The sequence below is a fragment of the Pelomonas nitida genome (assembly GCF_043555975.1).
Classification (GTDB): domain Bacteria; phylum Pseudomonadota; class Gammaproteobacteria; order Burkholderiales; family Burkholderiaceae_C; genus Pelomonas; species Pelomonas nitida.
On record NZ_JBIGIA010000001.1, the window covers coordinates 256,259 to 273,095 of the forward strand.

At 68.2% G+C, this 16,837-nt stretch carries 15 protein-coding genes; 12 read left to right on the top strand and 3 right to left on the bottom strand.

Annotated features, from left to right (window positions below; all coding sequences use genetic code 11):
* Positions 1-70 precede the first annotated feature (70 nt).
* The 6 genes from ACG00X_RS01150 (at position 71) to ACG00X_RS01175 (ending at position 6,140) form a co-directional block, all read left to right on the top strand.
* Positions 71-247 (top strand): hypothetical protein, encoded by a 177-nt coding sequence (locus tag ACG00X_RS01150; protein WP_394486088.1) that lies wholly within the window; start codon positions 71-73, stop codon positions 245-247.
* Positions 244-1,395: a PepSY-associated TM helix domain-containing protein gene (locus ACG00X_RS01155; RefSeq protein ID WP_394486090.1), complete on the top strand. Its 1,152-nt coding sequence runs from the start codon at positions 244-246 to the stop codon at positions 1,393-1,395. The genes ACG00X_RS01150 and ACG00X_RS01155 overlap by 4 nt, the downstream gene beginning before the upstream one ends.
* Positions 1,396-1,470: 75 nt before the next feature.
* The gene (gene glgC / locus ACG00X_RS01160; RefSeq protein WP_394486091.1) at positions 1,471-2,730 is read left to right on the top strand and encodes a glucose-1-phosphate adenylyltransferase; all 1,260 of its coding nucleotides are present in this window, start codon (positions 1,471-1,473) and stop codon (positions 2,728-2,730) included.
* A complete protein-coding gene (gene glgA, locus ACG00X_RS01165) occupies positions 2,727-4,187 on the top strand; it encodes a glycogen synthase GlgA (RefSeq protein WP_394486092.1) in 1,461 nt (486 codons plus the stop codon). The genes glgC and glgA overlap by 4 nt, the downstream gene beginning before the upstream one ends.
* 76 nt (positions 4,188-4,263) lie before the next feature.
* Positions 4,264-5,778 (top strand): S1/P1 nuclease, encoded by a 1,515-nt coding sequence (locus ACG00X_RS01170; RefSeq protein ID WP_394486093.1) that lies wholly within the window; start codon positions 4,264-4,266, stop codon positions 5,776-5,778.
* A gap of 20 nt (positions 5,779-5,798) precedes the next feature.
* The gene (locus ACG00X_RS01175; protein WP_394486094.1) at positions 5,799-6,140 is read left to right on the top strand and encodes a hypothetical protein; all 342 of its coding nucleotides are present in this window, start codon (positions 5,799-5,801) and stop codon (positions 6,138-6,140) included.
* 1 nt (position 6,141) lies between these two features.
* Here ACG00X_RS01175 and ACG00X_RS01180 read toward each other — a convergent pair whose 3' ends face one another.
* The 3 genes from ACG00X_RS01180 to ACG00X_RS01190 all read right to left on the bottom strand — a co-directional run bounded on the left by ACG00X_RS01180 (position 6,142) and on the right by ACG00X_RS01190 (position 10,356).
* Positions 6,142-7,026 (bottom strand): EamA family transporter, encoded by an 885-nt coding sequence (locus ACG00X_RS01180; RefSeq protein ID WP_394486096.1) that lies wholly within the window; start codon positions 7,024-7,026, stop codon positions 6,142-6,144.
* Positions 7,026-7,847: a posphoenolpyruvate synthetase regulatory kinase/phosphorylase PpsR gene (ppsR, locus tag ACG00X_RS01185; RefSeq protein ID WP_394486097.1), complete on the bottom strand. Its 822-nt coding sequence runs from the start codon at positions 7,845-7,847 to the stop codon at positions 7,026-7,028. The genes ACG00X_RS01180 and ppsR overlap by 1 nt, the downstream gene beginning before the upstream one ends.
* Positions 7,848-8,013: 166 nt before the next feature.
* Entirely contained in the window at positions 8,014-10,356 is a 2,343-nt protein-coding gene (locus ACG00X_RS01190) for a YncE family protein (RefSeq protein ID WP_394486098.1), read from the bottom strand.
* Between the two features lie 297 nt (positions 10,357-10,653).
* Between ACG00X_RS01190 and ppsA the strand changes: the two genes are divergently transcribed.
* From ppsA to rplI, 6 genes are all read left to right on the top strand, one after another.
* Complete coding sequence (gene ppsA, locus ACG00X_RS01195; protein ID WP_394486099.1) at positions 10,654-13,050, top strand: phosphoenolpyruvate synthase; 2,397 nt, start codon at positions 10,654-10,656, stop codon at positions 13,048-13,050.
* A 79-nt stretch (positions 13,051-13,129) separates the two neighbouring features.
* Positions 13,130-15,172 carry a VC_2705 family sodium/solute symporter gene (locus tag ACG00X_RS01200; protein WP_394486100.1) on the top strand — a complete coding sequence of 681 codons (2,043 nt, stop codon included), beginning with the start codon at positions 13,130-13,132 and terminating at the stop codon, positions 15,170-15,172.
* A gap of 134 nt (positions 15,173-15,306) precedes the next feature.
* Complete coding sequence (rpsF, locus tag ACG00X_RS01205; protein ID WP_373716746.1) at positions 15,307-15,669, top strand: 30S ribosomal protein S6; 363 nt, start codon at positions 15,307-15,309, stop codon at positions 15,667-15,669.
* Positions 15,670-15,731: 62 nt separating this feature from the next.
* Positions 15,732-16,025: a primosomal replication protein N gene (gene priB, locus ACG00X_RS01210; protein ID WP_394486101.1), complete on the top strand. Its 294-nt coding sequence runs from the start codon at positions 15,732-15,734 to the stop codon at positions 16,023-16,025.
* Between the two features lie 44 nt (positions 16,026-16,069).
* Positions 16,070-16,360 carry a 30S ribosomal protein S18 gene (rpsR, locus tag ACG00X_RS01215; RefSeq protein WP_394486102.1) on the top strand — a complete coding sequence of 97 codons (291 nt, stop codon included), beginning with the start codon at positions 16,070-16,072 and terminating at the stop codon, positions 16,358-16,360.
* Between the two features lie 12 nt (positions 16,361-16,372).
* Positions 16,373-16,825 (top strand): 50S ribosomal protein L9, encoded by a 453-nt coding sequence (gene rplI, locus ACG00X_RS01220; RefSeq protein ID WP_394486103.1) that lies wholly within the window; start codon positions 16,373-16,375, stop codon positions 16,823-16,825.
* Positions 16,826-16,837 lie beyond the last annotated feature (12 nt).

Below are 16,837 nucleotides of genomic sequence, written 5' to 3' on the forward strand. Positions count from 1 at the left end.
TGTAGTTTCATTTAGACTCCGAAAGGTCGGGCGCCGTTTGTGGTGCGGTGCCGACATGTCAGGAGTCCTCATGTCCACCCACTTCCGTCGCGTCTGGGCCTGGCCCATCGCGCTATCCGTTCTCAGCGCCTCCGGCCTCATCAGCGCCCTCGTCTCCGACGACTGGGGCGACGGCTGGTCATGGCTCGCGCTGGGCCTGCCGCTGGTCGTCATGGCGCGCTACAGCTTCCGCAAGGAGCCCGCATGAGCCCGCGCGCGATTCGCCTTTGGGCCTGGGTGCACAAGTGGAGCAGCCTGGTCTGCACCGTCTTCATGCTGCTGCTGTGCCTGACCGGCCTGCCGCTGATCTTTGCGCACGAGATTGCCCACCTGACCGGCAAGGCGGTGGAGCTGCCTGAGCTGTCCAAGGCTGGGGCGACCGGGCCGCTGGCGACGCTGGATGAAGTGGTCGCGGCCGGCCGCTCGCGCCACCCCGACCGGGTCGTGCAGTACGCATCGCCCGACGAGGAAGACGCCCGCCTCTGGTACGTCACGCTGACGCCGGGGCTCGAGCCCACCGATGACTTCCGCTCCGTGGCGATCGACCGGCGCAACGGCCAGGTGCTGGCCGAGCCCCGCTTCGACCAGGGCTTCATGTACTGGATGGCGCGGTTGCACATCGACCTCTTCGCCGGCCTGCCGGGCAAGCTCTTCCTCGGCTTCATGGGGCTGCTGCTGGTGATTGCCATCGTGTCCGGCGTCGTGCTGTATGCGCCGTTCATGCGCAAGTTGGACTTCGGCACCGTGCGCCAGAGCCGCGGGCCGCGCACGCGCTGGCTGGACCTGCACAACCTGCTGGGCATCGTCACGCTGGTGTGGGCGATGGTCGTGGGCGCGACCGGCGTCATCAACACCTGGGCCGACCTGCTGATCAAGTACTGGCAGCATGACCAGCTCAGCGCGCTGCTGGCGCCCTACCAGGGCCAGCCCCTGGTGCCGCTGGCCGAGCGCGCGCCGCTGCAGCAGACGCAGGCCGCGGCGCAGGCCCACCTGCCCGGCAAGACGATCAGCTTCATCGCCTTTCCCGGCACCGCCTTCTCCAGCCCGCATCACATCACCTACTTCATGAAGGGTGACACCCCGCTGACCGCCAAGCTGCTGCAGCCGGTGCTCGTCGATGCCCGCACCGCCCAGGTGACGGTCGCCCCCGCGCTGCCCTGGTACGTGACGGCGCTGCTGGTGTCGCAGCCCCTGCACTTTGGTGATTACGGCGGTATGCCGATGAAGATCATCTGGGCGCTGCTGGACGTGGTGACGGTCATCGTGCTGGGCAGCGGCCTGTATTTGTGGCTGAAGAAGCGTCGTCAGGCCCCGGCGCCGGCGCGCGCGCTGATGAGGGCCGACGCGGCGGTGTAGTCTGCGGGGAACTCCCGCTGGTGGCGCCCAGGTTGTGCCCGCAGACTGGGAGTCACCCGCCACTGCTGCCGCGTCATGCCCCCCACCCCCTCGCCCCACCAGCTCTCCCGCCGCGCCATTGCCCTCGTCCTGGCCGGCGGCCGCGGCTCCCGCCTCAAGCAACTGACCGATGCGCGCGCCAAGCCGGCGGTCTATTTCGGTGGCAAGTTCCGCATCATCGACTTTGCGCTCAGCAACTGCGTCAACAGCGGCATCCGGCGCATCGGGGTCGTCACGCAGTACAAGAGCCACTCGCTGCTGCGCCACATCCAGCGCGGCTGGAGCTTTCTGCGCGCCGAGCTGAACGAGACGGTGGACCTCATGCCCGCCCAGCAGCGGGTGAACGAGGAGCACTGGTACCGCGGCACGGCCGACGCCGTCTATCAGAACCTGGACATCATCCAGAGCACGGGTGCCGAGTACATCGTCGTGCTGGCGGGCGACCACATCTACAAGATGGACTACTCCAGCATGCTGGCCGACCACGCCGCCACCGGCGCCGGCTGCACGGTGGGATGCATCGAGGTGCCGCGCGCGGAGGCCAGCGCCTTCGGCGTGATGGCGGTGGACGGTGAGCGGCGCATCACGGCGTTCAAGGAAAAGCCCGCCGACCCGCCCAGCATGCCCGGCCGCGACGGCACCTGCCTGGCCAGCATGGGCATCTACATCTTCAACGCCGACTACCTCTACCGGTTGCTCGCCGAAGACCTGGCCGAGCCGGATTCCAGCCACGACTTCGGCAAGGACGTGATCCCCAAGACCGTCGCCGAGGGGCGGGCCGTGGCGCACCCCTTCAGCATGAGCTGCATCAGCAACCCCAACGGTGCGCCGCCCTACTGGCGCGACGTGGGCACGCTGGACGCGTTCTGGGCGGCCAATCTCGACCTCGCCTCCATCAGCCCCGAACTCGACATCTACGACACCGACTGGCCCATCTGGACCTACCAGCGGCAGTTGCCACCGGCCAAGTTCATCCCTGATCACAACGGCATGCACGGCATGACCGTCAATGCCATCGTCAGCGCGGGCTGCATCGTGTCCGGGTCACATGTCGTGCAGTCCGTGCTGTTCAACAACGTGCGCATCCGCTCGTTCTGCAACGTGCACCAGGGCGTGCTGCTGCCCGGCGTCGTGCTGGGGCGCCACTGCCGGCTCACCAAGGTCATCGTCGACCGTGCCTGCGAGGTGCCGGACGGTCTCGTCGTCGGCGAGGACCCGGCGCTGGATGCCGCGCGGTTCGAGCGCACGGAAAACGGCGTGGTGCTCATCACGCGCCAGATGCTGGCCCGGCTGTGACCCGGGTCCTGCAGGTCAGCGCGGAGCTGTTCCCGCTGCTGAAGACGGGCGGCCTGGCCGATGTAGCGGCGGCGTTGCCAGCCGCGCTGGCAGCGGCGGGCCTGCAGCCACGCCTGCTGGTGCCGGGCTTTCCGGCAATTCGCCAATCCTTGAGCCAGGCCAGCGCGGTGGGGCCGGTCGCGCTGCCCTGGGGTGAGGGCGCCGCCACCTTGCTGCGCGGGCGGCTGCCCGGTTTCGAGCTGCCCATCTACGTGCTGGACGCTCCCGGCCTGTTCGACCGCCCGGGCAGCCCCTATGCCAACGAGGTGGGCGAGGCCTACGCGGACAACCATCGCCGCTTCGCGCTGCTGGGCCTGGCCGCCGCGCAGCTGGCTGAGGGCGTGGACCCGGGCTGGCAGCCGGACATCGTGCATGCCCACGACTGGCACGCGGGCCTGGCCTGCGCCCATATCGCCGCCAGCCGCGCGCGCCGTCTCACGCAGGCGCGCACCGTCTTCACCGTGCACAACCTGGCCTATCAGGGCGTGTTCGCGGCCGACCATTTCCGGGATCTGGGGCTGCCCGCTGCTTACTTCGCCGTCGAGGGCCTGGAGTTCTACGGCCAGGTCAGCTTCATGAAGGCGGGGCTGCATTTCGCCGATGCGATCACGACGGTCAGCCCGACCTACGCGCGCGAGATCCAGACGCCGGAGCAGGGCTTCGGGCTCGACGGCTTGCTGCGCCATCGGGCCGGTGTGCTGCACGGCATCCTGAACGGGGTCGACTACGACATCTGGTCGCCCGCGCATGACCCCGTGCTGGCCAGCGCTTACGACGCCCACGACGCCGCCGGCAAAGCCGCCTGCAAGGCCGCACTGCAGCGCGAATGCGGCCTGCAGGAACGCCCCGGTGCGCCGCTCTTCGGCATCGTCAGCCGGCTGACCGAGCAGAAAGGCCTGCCGCTCGTGCTGCAGGCCTTGCCCGGCCTGCTGGAGGCGGGCGGTCAGCTGGTGGTGCTCGGCAGCGGGGACGCGTGGTTGGAGGCCGAGTTCAGCGCGGCCGAGGCCCGCCACCCAGGGCAGGTGGTGCGCCGCACCGGCATGGACGAACGGCTGGCGCACCACATCTATGCCGGCAGCGACGTGATGCTCGTGCCCAGCCGCTTCGAGCCCTGTGGCCTCACACAGCTCTACGGCCTGCGCTACGGCGCGCTGCCGCTGGTCCACGGCGTCGGTGGCCTGGCCGACACGGTGGTGGACGCGACGCTGGAGGATCTGGCCGCAGACACGGCCACCGGCTTCGTGTTCAACGCCTACACGGCCGAGGCCTACGGCCGCGCGCTGCGGCGCGTGTTCGCGCTGTGGAGCCAGCCGGCGTGCTGGGCGCGTGTGCGGGCCGCGGCCATGCGCCAGCGCTTCGGCTGGGAAGGCGCGGCGCAGCGCTATGTGGAGGTCTACGCCCGCGCCATGCAAAGCTGAGGCAAAGGGCGCGATGACTTCCCGCTGCGGCCGCCCGCGCAGCGCAAACTCCACGCTTTTTCGTCCGTCGCCTGCCATGTCCGCCCTCCCACTCGTCCTGCTCCGCCGCCTCGGCGCCGCCGCCCTGGCCGTGGCGCCCCTCTGGTGCCACGCCTGGGGCCAGGAAGGCCATTCCATCGTGGCCGAGATCGCCCAGCGCCGGCTCACGCCGGCAGCGGCGGCAGCGGTCGCCAAGCTGCAGGCAGGGGCCAGCCTGGCCTCGGTGGCGAGCTGGGCCGACGACGTGCGCGGTGAGCGCAAGGCTGACTTCAACCAACACTTCGTCGACATTCCGCGCGGTCAGCACGAGTACGACGAGAAGGTCCATTGCGCGCCGACCGACAAGGGCGACTGCGTCGTGAAGGCGCTGCAGCGCGCCCAGGAGGCCTTGCGCTGCGCGCCCACCGAAGAGGCCCGGCGCGAGGCGCTGCGCTACGTCGTCCACTTCGTCGGCGACATCCACCAGCCGATGCACGCCACCGGCGATCTCGAGGGCGGCAACGGCTTCAAGGTGCATGGCAGCCTGCACGGCCTGACCTGCAAGGGCGCCTGCGCGCTGGAGAGCGGCAACTTCCACTCGCTGTGGGATTCAGGCCTGATCCGCCGCACCGTGTGGAACTGGGGCGCCTACGTCGAGCGCCTGGAGAAGACCTTGCTGGCCACGCAGGACTTCGACCTCAAGAGCGGCGGCGACCAGCCCGCCGACTGGGCCATCCAGTCGCACGCCGTCGGTGAGCTGGTCTGGAACGACAAGCTGATTCCGGCAGACGGCACCATCGACGATGCCTACTACGCGGCCGTGCTGCCCGTGCTGGACCAGCAGCTCGCACTCGGCGGCCTGCGCCTGGCGCGGCTGCTCAACGAGACCTTCGCCGCCGGTTCCTGCAGCGCGCCGGTCGCCGCGTCGGCCTGGCCCGCCGCCGAGAAAGGCCTGCAACCCGCCGCCAACCTCGGCGAGCTGAAGGCGCAGTTCAAGGCCTATCGCGATACCGGTTATGCGCGTGACCAGGCCGTGGTGGCCGACGCCGCCACGGCCTGGGTGCTGTCCCGCGCCAAGCAGGTGGCCAAGCCGGCGCTGGTGCTGGACATCGACGAGACCTCGCTCGACAACTGGCCACTGATGGCGCAGAACGACTACGGCTACATCGTGGGCGGCGACTGCACGATGGCCCCGGGCAGTGCCTGCGGTTCGCTGGCCTGGGAGTCGCAAGGCCGCGCGCCGGCCATTGCCGCGACGCTCAAGCTCTACAAGGCCGCCCGCGCCGCCGGCGTGGCCGTGTTCTTCATCACCGGCCGCAAGGAGGCCGAGCGCGCCGGCACCGAAGCCAACCTGCGCGCCGTCGGCTACGACGGCTGGGCGGGCCTCGTGCTGCGCCCGGACGGCACGCACAGCCGCTACTCCGCCGCCAGCTTCAAGGCCGGCGAACGCGCTCGCATCGTCATGCAGGGCTACCAGGTGCTCGCAACGGTGGGCGACCAGCCCAGCGACCTGGCCGGCGGCTATGCCGAGAAGGCCTTTCTGATGCCCAATCCGTTCTACCGGATTCCGTGAGTTCTTCCAGCAGGCCACCCATGAGCGCAGCCGTTCCCGACCGCATGCAGGACATCTTTGACGAGCGCGTCACTCATTTCGCGCAGGCGGCGCAGCGCCACTTCAAGACCAACGATCTCGTCGTCGTGCTGGACTTCCGTGAGGACCCGGCGCAGCTGGAGGCGATGGACCGACAGCAACTCGCGGCGGCCGATGAGCTGTCGCTGGACCTCCAGTTGAAGCTGGCCCAGCCTGCCGGCGAACTGCTGGCCGAGCACGGCTCGCCGGCGCAATCGTTCTGGTTCCTCGTCATCTTTGACGACGAGCAGGCCGAGTGCGGCGCCGTCAATGCCGCGATGCTGGACGCCGGCGGCGCCGGCTGACTCAAGCCGCCAGGGCGATCACCCCCGCGCCGATCAGCGCCGCGCCGGCAATGCGCCAGGCTTTCTCCTTTTCGCCCAGCAACTGCCCGCCCAGCAGCGCGGCGAACAGCATGGACACCTCGCGGGCCGGCGCCACGCGCGACAGCGGCGCGTCACGCACGGCCAGCAGCACCAGCACATAGGCCAGCGGGCTGATCGTCGCGACGGTCAGCACGCCCTTCCACGTGCGGCGCATCTCGGCCTTGAAGCTGTGCCGGTGGCGCAGCACGACGGGCAGTTGCATCGGCACACGCAGCACGTTGCCGCAGTAGTCCAGCAACAGCGGCGACACGGCCAGCACCTTGACCGCATAGCCGTCCAGCACCGTGTAGCCGGCGATCAGCGTGCCGGTGGCCACGCCCCAGTACACGCCCTTGCGGCGGCGGATGGTGGCGGTGACTTCGGGGTCGGCGCCCCGGCCCAGCAGCCGCGGCCCCATCGTGATCAGCAGGATGCCGCCCACCACGCCGGCCAGCCCCGCCACGCCCAGCGCGCCCAGGTGCTCGTCCAGCAGCAGCACGGCGGCCGTGGCCGACAGCAGCGGCCCGCTGCCGCGCGCCACGGGGTAGACGACGGTCAGGTCGCTGGCCTTGTAGCCGGCGATCAGGCAGTTGAAGTACAGCAGGTGCACGACGGCGCTGGCGACGACGAAACCCCAGGCCATGGGCGACCAGGTCGGCAGCGCGTCCAGGCCAATCCACAGCACGGCCGGCAGCCAGAACACGACGACGCCCACGGAGCAGGCGAACACGAAATGAGGCCCGCCGCCCCATTGCTTGGCGGCGAGGTTCCAGAGCGCGTGGAGGAGGGCGGCGGTGAGAACGAGCGCGAGGGCGGATGCCGGCATCAGTAGATGAGCCGGTCCGGGCGGATGTCGCGCAGGATGGTGGTCGCGATCTCTTCGATGGACTTGTGCGTGGACGACAGCCACGAGATGCCTTCGCGCTTCATCATCGCCTCGGCCTCGTTGACCTCGTAGCGGCAGTTCAGCGGGTCGGCGTACTTGCTGCCGGGGCGGCGCTCGTTGCGGATGGAGGCCAGCCGCTCGGGGTCGATGGTGAGGCCAAAACACTTGCGCCGGTGCGGCACCAGCGATGGCGGCAGCTTGCGGCGCTCGAAGTCCTCGGGGATCAGCGGGTAGTTGGCGGCCTTGATGCCGTGCTGCATGGCGAGGTAGAGCGACGTCGGCGTCTTGCCTGAGCGCGACACGCCGACGAGGATGACGTCGGCCACGTCCAGGTTCTTGGATGACTGCCCGTCGTCATGCGCCAGCGAGAAGTTGATGGCCTCGATGCGGTCGTGGTACTCCTGGCTCTGCGCCACGTCGGAGAAGCGGCCCACGCGGTGGTTGCTCTTGATGCCGAACTCTTCCTCCAGCGGCTCGATGAAGGTGCCGAACATGTCCATCACGCGGCCCTGGCAGTGCTCGCGCACGACCTTGAGCACCTCGCGGTCCACCAGCGTCGCAAAGACGATGGGCCGCTCGCCCTCGCGCATGGCCAGCTCGTTGATCTCGGTGACGACGGCATGCGCCTTCTCCGCCGTGTCGATGAAGGGCCGGCGCACATGGCGCGGCTTGATGGAGAACTGCGCGAGGATGGAGTTGCCGAAGGTCTCGGCGGTGATGCCGGTGCCGTCAGAGACGAAGTAGACGGTTCGGGCGGTCATGGCGGTGGCTCGTGGAGTTCAGGTCGAAGCCATGATATCGACCAGCTCAGGCGCTGGTACTGTTGCGCCCGGGTGTCGATCGACGAGCTTGCGCAGCAAGGGGCCGGCGCGCGCATGCCTGCCGCGCCATCCGCTACTGCCAGGGCCCGCACGCTACCGCAGGGTCTCAGTGGAATGTCCAGACCTGAAGCGCGCAAGCCGTGGCGCCGCTTTTCAGTGTGCTGACTAGGACGCTATTGGCCCCGATGGGCGTGAGCTCGGCATCGTCCAGCCCCATGGAGCCAGTGCGCACGCCGACGTTGTCGCAGCCAGACTTGACGTCTGCGTCGGCCACCGTCGGCGGCTGGTAGGAACCGATGAACTCGCCGCTGGCGTGGTCCAGCAGGACCCGGTAGCCCGGCGCCACGCTAACGGCCGGCGCACAGACGTCGACGTCACCCAAGCGCCGGCAGTCGGTCAGACCGAACTGGCCCAGTTGCAGTTGTCGTAGCGGGGTGAAGTCCGCAGCCTTCAGCACCGCGCCCTTGCCGGTGAGGACTTCGCCATTGATGTCGTACAGGCCCACGTCATCGACGCGGGTCAGGCTGGCGACGTCGGTAAAGCTGGTGGCCCCGGCGTGGAAGCGATAGACGCTCTGGGGCGACCCGTTGAAAAGAGTCATGAATTCAGCGGGGGTTGACGTCCAGGCAAGCGCTGTCGGGCCGTAGTAGCCCCAGCCGTAGTCTGTGGCGTAGTAGCGCGGCGCGTCGCGCAGCAGCAGCGTGCCGCTGTCATACAGCAGGACGGCCCCGGACGGTACGGTGTGGCTCGAAGCTGCGAGCACGAGCAGGCGCTCCGGGTCGGCCGGGTCTACCGCGAGGTCGTTCACCTGGTCATAAGGGACGCCATAGGGGTCGGCGATGGGGGTGATGCTGCGAACGGTTGACAGATCAGTTGTCGACAGCTCGGTGACCGTGCCGCCGGCCAGGGCCGCGTACAGCCGCCTTCCGTCGGACGAGACGGCCAAGTGGGTGGGGGCTCGGCCCAGCGGCGCCGTGCGCAATGTCGCAAGCGTGCTGGGGTGCAGTTCGAGCACCTGGCCGCCGTTGTCGGGCGAGGCCGCGTAGATCACGCCAAGCGCCTGAGCGTAGACGGCGTGGTTGCTGCGCAGGGGGCGGATCACTGTGTCGGTCGGCGCTGCGAAGGGCGCCACCGGGCCGGGGAAGAAGCTGCCCTTGACTGCATTGGCGACGACAGAGGTGGCCGCGTTCTGCACTTGCGTGCCGCTCCGCGCCAGGCCCGACGATTCGATGCGGACCCGTCCGCCACGGGGCGCGAACCAGCGGGTTTCGCGCGCCAGCAGGTCGGCCTGCTTGAAGGTCGTCGTGTCCATCACCGCGATTTCGTAGTCGAGCACCACGCGGATCGCCGGCACTGTGCCGTCCAGGGCCTGCAAGGCCGACACAGGGTAGGTGCGGCGCGTGATCCTGACTGCGGCGTGGACGTTGGTACTGCCCTGCAGAATGAGTTGCGGGTTGTCGACGAGCACCTTCGTTCCCACCGCGTAGGGGAACTCGACAAGGGGCAGGTCGCCCACCTGGGCCAGCACCTGGTCCAGCACCTCGGGCGAGCTCAGGTTCTGCAGCCGGATCGCGTCCTGCCGGACGGTCAGTTGCTCCGACAGGTCGGGCAGTGTGGTTGAGGCGATGCCGCAAGTGGTGGTCGAGCCGGTGCTGTCTGCAAAACAGTGGGCCGTGAGGGTGTCAGTTGACACCTTGCCATTCGCATTGACGCTGACGTCCCAGGTCGCACCGTCAGCTGCCATTAGCCCGGCGATGTCGCCTGTGCCTGTATCTGGGGTAGGCAAGGCGAGGTGGGCCAACATCGCATTCCAGCGCGCCTGCAAGCGCAGGGCGTCGCGTGTCGCGGCCACTGCCGCAGCAGGACTCCTGGCCACCGCGTCGCCCTGCCAGTACAGCGTCGCGGCCTGCTGGGCGCCATCCAGCTCAGCCCGGGTCAGTGCCCGGCCTGCAAATGCGCCGGACTTGAGCAGCCGTGCTACCTCCTGCACCGCGACCTCGGTACCCGGTGATACCTCCACCCAGCCCGTGGCGAAGGCGCGCAGCACGGTGCCGTCGGCCAGCGTCACGCGGATCCATAGGTCCGTGAGCTTGCGGCTGCCGCTGGGCTCGTTGAGGGTGAAGGTGCCGGCATCGGTGGTGCGCGTGCTGGACAGCACCACGGGCGTGGCTGCGGTGGTCGCGTCGACCAACTCGACCAAAGCGCCTGTGGAGGCCGGAACTGTCGCGGCAATCAGAAGGCGGCCTTGTTGCTGGCCGGTGGTGGCATCTTGCGCGGCTGGTGCGTCTATCGCGGGCAAGGAGAACGAGGCGCTGGTTACCAGCGTCGGGAATCCAGGTTGCGCTGGCGTGGTGATAGGCCCGGCGTCACTCCCCATCGAGCCGCCGCCTCCGCCGCAGGCGGACAGGACGCACAGCGACAGCGCGGACACCACGGTTGTCAATCTCATTCTTCGCTCCCTGTTGATCCCCGACTGTCGGGTTTTGCAACCCGTCGTCGTCTTCTAGCTATTGTTGCTCACGTCCTAGAGGGACCTTTGACACCAGCGGCCGATATGGGGTGGGTTACGTGCAGGTACGAACCACCTAGAATCCGCTGCAATTCCTCGCGATCAGCCCATGCGCGCCGCCACCCTCCGACAAGAATCCAGAAATGGGTGGAGCCGCGCCTGCCTTGAGCACCTCTGCTCGGCGAAGGGCCCGGACGACGCGACGACACCGGTTTTTCAACCTCCCGGAGTTTTTCCATGTCCACCCTGTTCGAGGCGACCGCCCTGGTCGTACCGTTTGAGAACCTGAGGATGACCGATGTCGAGGCAGTTGGCGGCAAGAACGCCAGCCTCGGCGAAATGATCTCGCAGCTCGCCGCCAGCGGCGTGCGCGTCCCCGGCGGCTTTGCGACCACGGCGCATGCCTTCCGGCAGTTCCTCAAGCACGAGGGCCTGGACGCGCGCATCGCGGCGCGGCTGAGCTCGCTCAACACCGACGACGTCCGCGCGCTGGCCGAGGCCGGCGCCGAGATCCGCCGCTGGATCGAGAGCCAGCCGTTCCCGGCAGACCTGGAGGCCGGTGTGCGCGCTGCCTACGCGCAGCTCACCGCCGACAACCCGGACGCCACCTTCGCCGTGCGTTCGTCCGCCACGGCCGAGGACCTGCCCGACGCGTCGTTCGCCGGCCAGCAGGAGACCTTCCTGAACGTGCACGGCATCGACGAGGTGCTGCACAAGATGCGCGAGGTGTTCGCCTCGCTCTACAACGACCGCGCCATCAGCTACCGCGTGCACAAGGGCTTCGCCCATGGCGACGTGGCGCTGTCGGCCGGCGTGCAGCGCATGGTGCGCTCCGACCTGGGTTCGGCCGGCGTGATGTTCACCATCGACACCGAGAGCGGCTTCCCCGACGTCGTCTTCATCACGTCCAGCTACGGCCTGGGCGAGACGGTGGTGCAGGGCGCCGTGAACCCGGACGAGTTCTACGTTCACAAGCCGGCCCTGAAGAACGGCAAGCTGGCCATCATCCGCCGCAACCTGGGCAGCAAGCTGCTGCGCATGGAATTCGCGACACCGGAAGAGAAGGCGGCCAGCGGCAAGCTCGTGAAGACGGTCGACACGGTGCCCGAGCACCGCAATCGCTACTCGCTGAACGACGCCGAGGTGACCGAGCTGGCGCAGTACGCGCTCATCATCGAGCAGCACTATGGCCGCGCGATGGACATCGAGTGGGGCCGTGACGGTGTCGACGGCAAGCTCTACATCCTGCAAGCCCGCCCCGAGACGGTGAAGAGCCAGGCCGCCGGCCAGGTCGAGCTGGCCTACAAGCTCAAGGCGCACAGCGCCGTGCTGGCCGAAGGCCGCGCCATCGGCCAGAAGATCGGTACCGGCCCGGTCCGCCTCGTCGACAGCGTCGCCGAGATGGAGCGCGTGCAGCCGGGCGACGTGCTCGTCACCGACATGACCGACCCGAACTGGGAGCCGGTCATGAAGCGCGCCAGCGCCATCGTGACCAACCGCGGCGGCCGCACCTGCCACGCGGCCATCATTGCCCGCGAACTCGGCATCCCCGCCGTCGTCGGCTGCGGCGACGCGACGGACAAGCTGAAGGACGGCCAACTCGTGACGGTGGCCTGCTCCGAGGGCGACACCGGCTACATCTACGACGGCCTGCTGGAAACCGAGGTCAGCGAGGTGCACCGCGGCGAGCTGCCGTACTGCCCCATCAAGATCATGATGAACGTCGGCAACCCGCAGCTGGCGTTCAACTTCGCGCAGATGCCGTCGGGCGGCGTGGGCCTGGCCCGTCTCGAGTTCATCATCAACAACAACATCGGCGTCCACCCCAAGGCCATCCTGGACTATCCGAACATCGACGCCGACCTGAAGAAGGCCGTCGAGTCGGTCGCTCGCGGCCATGCGTCGCCGCGTGCGTTCTACGTCGACAAGCTGGCCGAAGGCATTGCCACCATCGCCGCCGCGTTCTTCCCGCGCCCGGTCATCGTGCGCCTGTCCGACTTCAAGTCCAACGAGTACCGCAAGCTCATCGGCGGCACGCGTTACGAGCCGGACGAAGAGAACCCGATGCTGGGCTTCCGTGGTGCCTCGCGCTACATCAGCGGCGAGTTCCAGGACGCGTTCGCGATGGAGTGCGAGGCCTTGAAGCGCGTGCGCAAGGAGATGGGCCTGACCAACGTCGAGGTCATGGTGCCCTTCGTGCGCACGGTGAAGCAGGCGGCCAAGGTCGTCGACATGCTGGCCGAGAAGGGCCTGAAGCGCGGCGTGGACGGCCTGCGCGTCATCATGATGTGCGAGGTGCCCAGCAACGCCATCCTGGCCGAGCAGTTCCTGGAGCACTTCGACGGCATGTCCATCGGCTCCAACGACCTGACGCAGCTGACACTGGGCCTGGACCGCGACTCCGGCCTGGAACAACTCGCCGGCGATTTCGACGAGCGCGACCCGGCCGTCAAGGCCATGATCTCGCGCGCCATCCGCGCCTGCCGCGCCACGGGCAAGTACATCGGCATCTGCGGCCAGGGCCCCAGCGACCACCCGGACTTCGCCGACTGGCTGGCCGAGGAGGGCATCGTGTCGATCTCGCTGAACCCCGACACGGTCATCGACACCTGGCAGCGCCTGGCGGCCAAGTAAGGCCCCGGCTTCACGACTGAAGCGCGGCCCGGGTTCTCCGCGAGGGGAGCCCGGGCTTTTTCTTGCCATCATCCGGGCCGTGTCCGACGCCTTCCTGCATCGCCGTTACCTGCTGTTCGCGCTGAGCTTCGTGGTGCTGCTGGCTGGCCTGGGGCTGGGCGAGCACTTCGGCCTGGCCAAGGCCTGGATCGGCTACACCTTTCTCGGGGTGACCGTGGCGGTCTATGCCGTCATCGGCATCCTGTGCCGCACGACGGACCCGGCCGAGTATTTCGTCGCGGGCCGCCGTGTGCCGCCGCTCTACAACGGCATGGCGGCCGGCGCCGACTGGATTAGCGCGGCCAGCTTCATCGGCCTGGTCGGCACCCTCTACGCCAGCGGCTACGCGGGCCTGGCCTATGTGCTGGGGTGGACGGGCGGCTTCGTGCTGGTGGCGCTTTGCATCGCGCCCTATCTGCGGCGATTCGGCCAGTACACGCTGGGCGACTTCCTGGCCGAACGCTTCCAGAGCCGCGCGTTGCGCCTGGTCGGGGCGTCAGCGGCCATCCTCGTGTCTTTCGTCTACCTGGTCGCGCAGATCTACGGCGTGGGCCTGATCACGACGCGGCTGACCGGTCTGGCCTTCGAGGTCGGCGTGTTCGTGGGGCTGGGCGGCGTGCTGGTGTGCTCCTTCCTCGGCGGCATGCGGGCGGTCACGTGGACCCAGGTCGCCCAGTACTTCATCATGATCCTGGCCTACCTGGTGCCGGTGATCTGGCTCTCGGTCAAGCAGACCGGGTGGCCGCTGCCCCAGCTGGCCTATGGTCAGCAGCTGCACCAGCTGGCCGAGCGAGAGCGGGCCTTGGTCAACGATCCGGCCGAGCTGCAGGTGCGGGCCATCCACCAGCAGCGTGCGGATGCCGCGGCCGCCCGGCTGGCCGATGTGCCGCGGGCGCTCGCCGAGGATCGCGCGCGCGCGGCGGCGCAGGTGGCGGCGCTGAAGCTTGCGGATGCGCCGCTCGCCAGCATCCAGGCCGCCGAGAAGCAGCGCGCGGCCTTGCCGCGCACACCGGCGGAGGCCGAGGAGCAATGGCGGCGGGAGCAGGTCAGCGAGGCCCGGCTGGCCTTGCCGCTGTCGGGCCTGGTGCCGCACATGCAGCCGTTTGCCGGCAATGCGGAGGGGGCGCCGGCCGGCGAGGCGCAGCGCAATTTCATCGCGCTGGTGCTGTGCCTGATGGTGGGTACGGCCGGCCTGCCGCATCTGTTGACGCGCTACTACACGACCGGCTCGGTCGCCAAGGCGCGCGAATCCGTCGCGTGGTCGCTGGTGTTCATCAGCCTGCTCTATCTGACGGCGCCGACGCTGGCCGTCATGGTGAAGACGGAGGTGTTCAACAGCCTGGTCGGAACCAGTTTCGATCAGCTGCCCGCCTGGATACGTCAGTGGCAACGTGTGGATGCCGGCCTGCTGTCGGCGGTAGACCTCAACGGCGACGGCCGGCTGCAGCTGGGCGAGCTGCGCCTGCACCCGGACCTCGTCATGCTGGTCATGCCGGAGCTGGGCGGGCTGCCCTATGTCATCTCCGGCATGGTGGCCGCCGGCGGGCTGGCGGCGGCTTTGTCCACGGCCGACGGCCTGTTGCTGTCGATCTCCAGCGCGCTCTCGCACGACGTCTACTTCAAGGCCATCAACCCGGACGCGTCGCGCACGCGGCGGGTCACGCTGTCGAAGGCGTTGCTGCTCGTCGCGGCGCTGGCCGCCGCCGCCGTTGCGTCCAGCCGGCCGGCAGACATCCTGGCCGTCGTCACGGCGGCCTTCTCCATCGCCGGGTCCACGTTCTTCCCGGCGTTGATCGCGGGCGTCTTCTGGCGCCGCGCCAACCGGGCCGGTGCGCTGGCCGGCATGCTCGTCGGGCTGGCGGTCTGCCTGTGCTACCTGGCCGCCTCGCATCCGGCCCTGCGGTCCCTCGTCGGCCTGCCCGGCCCGCCGGCGCTGGTGTGGGGCATCCAGCCGGCGTCTGCCGGCGTGTTCGGCGTGCCGGCCGGTGCGCTGGCCCTGGTGCTCGTCAGCCTGCTGACGGCGGCGCCGACGCGGCGCGACCGCGAGTTTGTCGACCAGCTGCGCAGCCGGCCTTCGCCCTGATTTGATCGATCAGCTCTTCCGGGCTAGAATCCTCGGTTCCGCCTTGCTGCGCCCACGTGTCGACGCCGTGGCGCGGCTTCCACAGACCGGCCGTCATCCCGACAACGCCGGGCTGGAATCCACAAGGAGTACTCATGCGTCACTATGAAATCGTTCTGCTGATCCATCCGGATCAAAGCGAACAGGTTCCGGCCATGCTGGAGCGCTACAAGGGTCTGATCACCGCCGGCGGCGGTGTCGTGCACCGTGTCGAAGACTGGGGTCGCCGTCAACTGGCTTACCAGATCCAGAAGCTCGCCAAGGCCCACTACCTGTGCCTGAACATCGAAGCCAGCAAGGAAATCCTCGCTGAGCTCGAAACCGGCTTCCGCTTCAACGACGCCGTGCTGCGCCACCTGACCGTGGTGCAGGACAAGGCCATCACGACCCCGTCGGTCATGATGAAGGCCGTCGAGCGCGAAGAAGCCCGCAAGGCGCCGCAGCAAGAAGCGGCCTGAGCGCAGGTCATCGCTAGAGAACCAGGTTTTCCAAGCAGCAGTGGTTTGAGCGTCAGCACAGCGTGAACCAGCTTCACCTGAAGGCGCAGATCCAGCAACTCGGACAAGTTCGCTACACCCCCGCCGGGCTGATGGCCCTGGATGCAAGCCTCAAGGCTGAATCCGAAGTCATCGAAGCCGGCAAACCGCGCAAAGTCTCCCTGGAGATCAAGGCGGTCGCGGTGGGCGAGGTGGCCAAGCAGTTGCAGGCGCTGGGAGTCGGAGGCGACGCGATTTTTCGCGGTTTCCTGACCCATCAGCGCAACGGCCGGGGCTTCATCGCCCATGTCACCGTGATCGAACCCGCTGCTCCGTAAGACCCGGAAGTTTTGAATCCGGATAGATTTAACAGAGGTCCAACATGCCCCCTCTTCGTGGTAAGGGTCGCTTCTCCAAGGACAAGAAGCCCAAGCGCAACCAACAATCGTTGCTGTTCCGCCGCAAGCGTTTCTGCCGCTTCACCGTCGCTGGTGTCGAGCAGATCGACTACAAGGACATCGACACGCTGCGCGACTTCGTCGCCGAGAACGGCAAGATCACGCCCGCTCGCCTGACCGGCACGCGCGCTTTCTTCCAGCGTCAGCTGACGGTTGCCATCAAGCGTGCGCGCTTCCTGGCCCTGCTGCCGTACAGCGACCAGCACAAGGTCTAAGGAGCTGACGACATGCAAGTGATCCTGCTCGAAAAAGTCGCCAACCTCGGCAACCTCGGCGATGTCGTCAAGGTCAAGGACGGCTACGCCCGCAACTTCCTGATCCCGACCAAGGCCGCTCGCCGCGCCACGGAAGCCGCGATCAAGGAATTCGAAGCCAAGCGCGCCGAACTGGAAAAGATCGCCGCTGCCAAGCTGGCCGATGCCCAGAAGCTGGGTGAAGCTCTCTCCGGCAAGACCGTTCGCATCGCCCAAAAGGCCGGTGTGGATGGCCGCCTGTTCGGTTCCGTGACGAACGCCGACGTGGCCGATGCGCTGACCAAGGCCGGCACCGCCATCGCCAAGTCTCAAGTTCGCCTGCCGAACGGCCCGCTGAAGACCGTGGGCGAGTTCCCGGTCAGCGTCGTGGCTCACACCGATGTGGTCGTGGAAGTCACCGTCCAGGTGGTTGCCGAAGCCGAGTAAATCTCGCTTCCC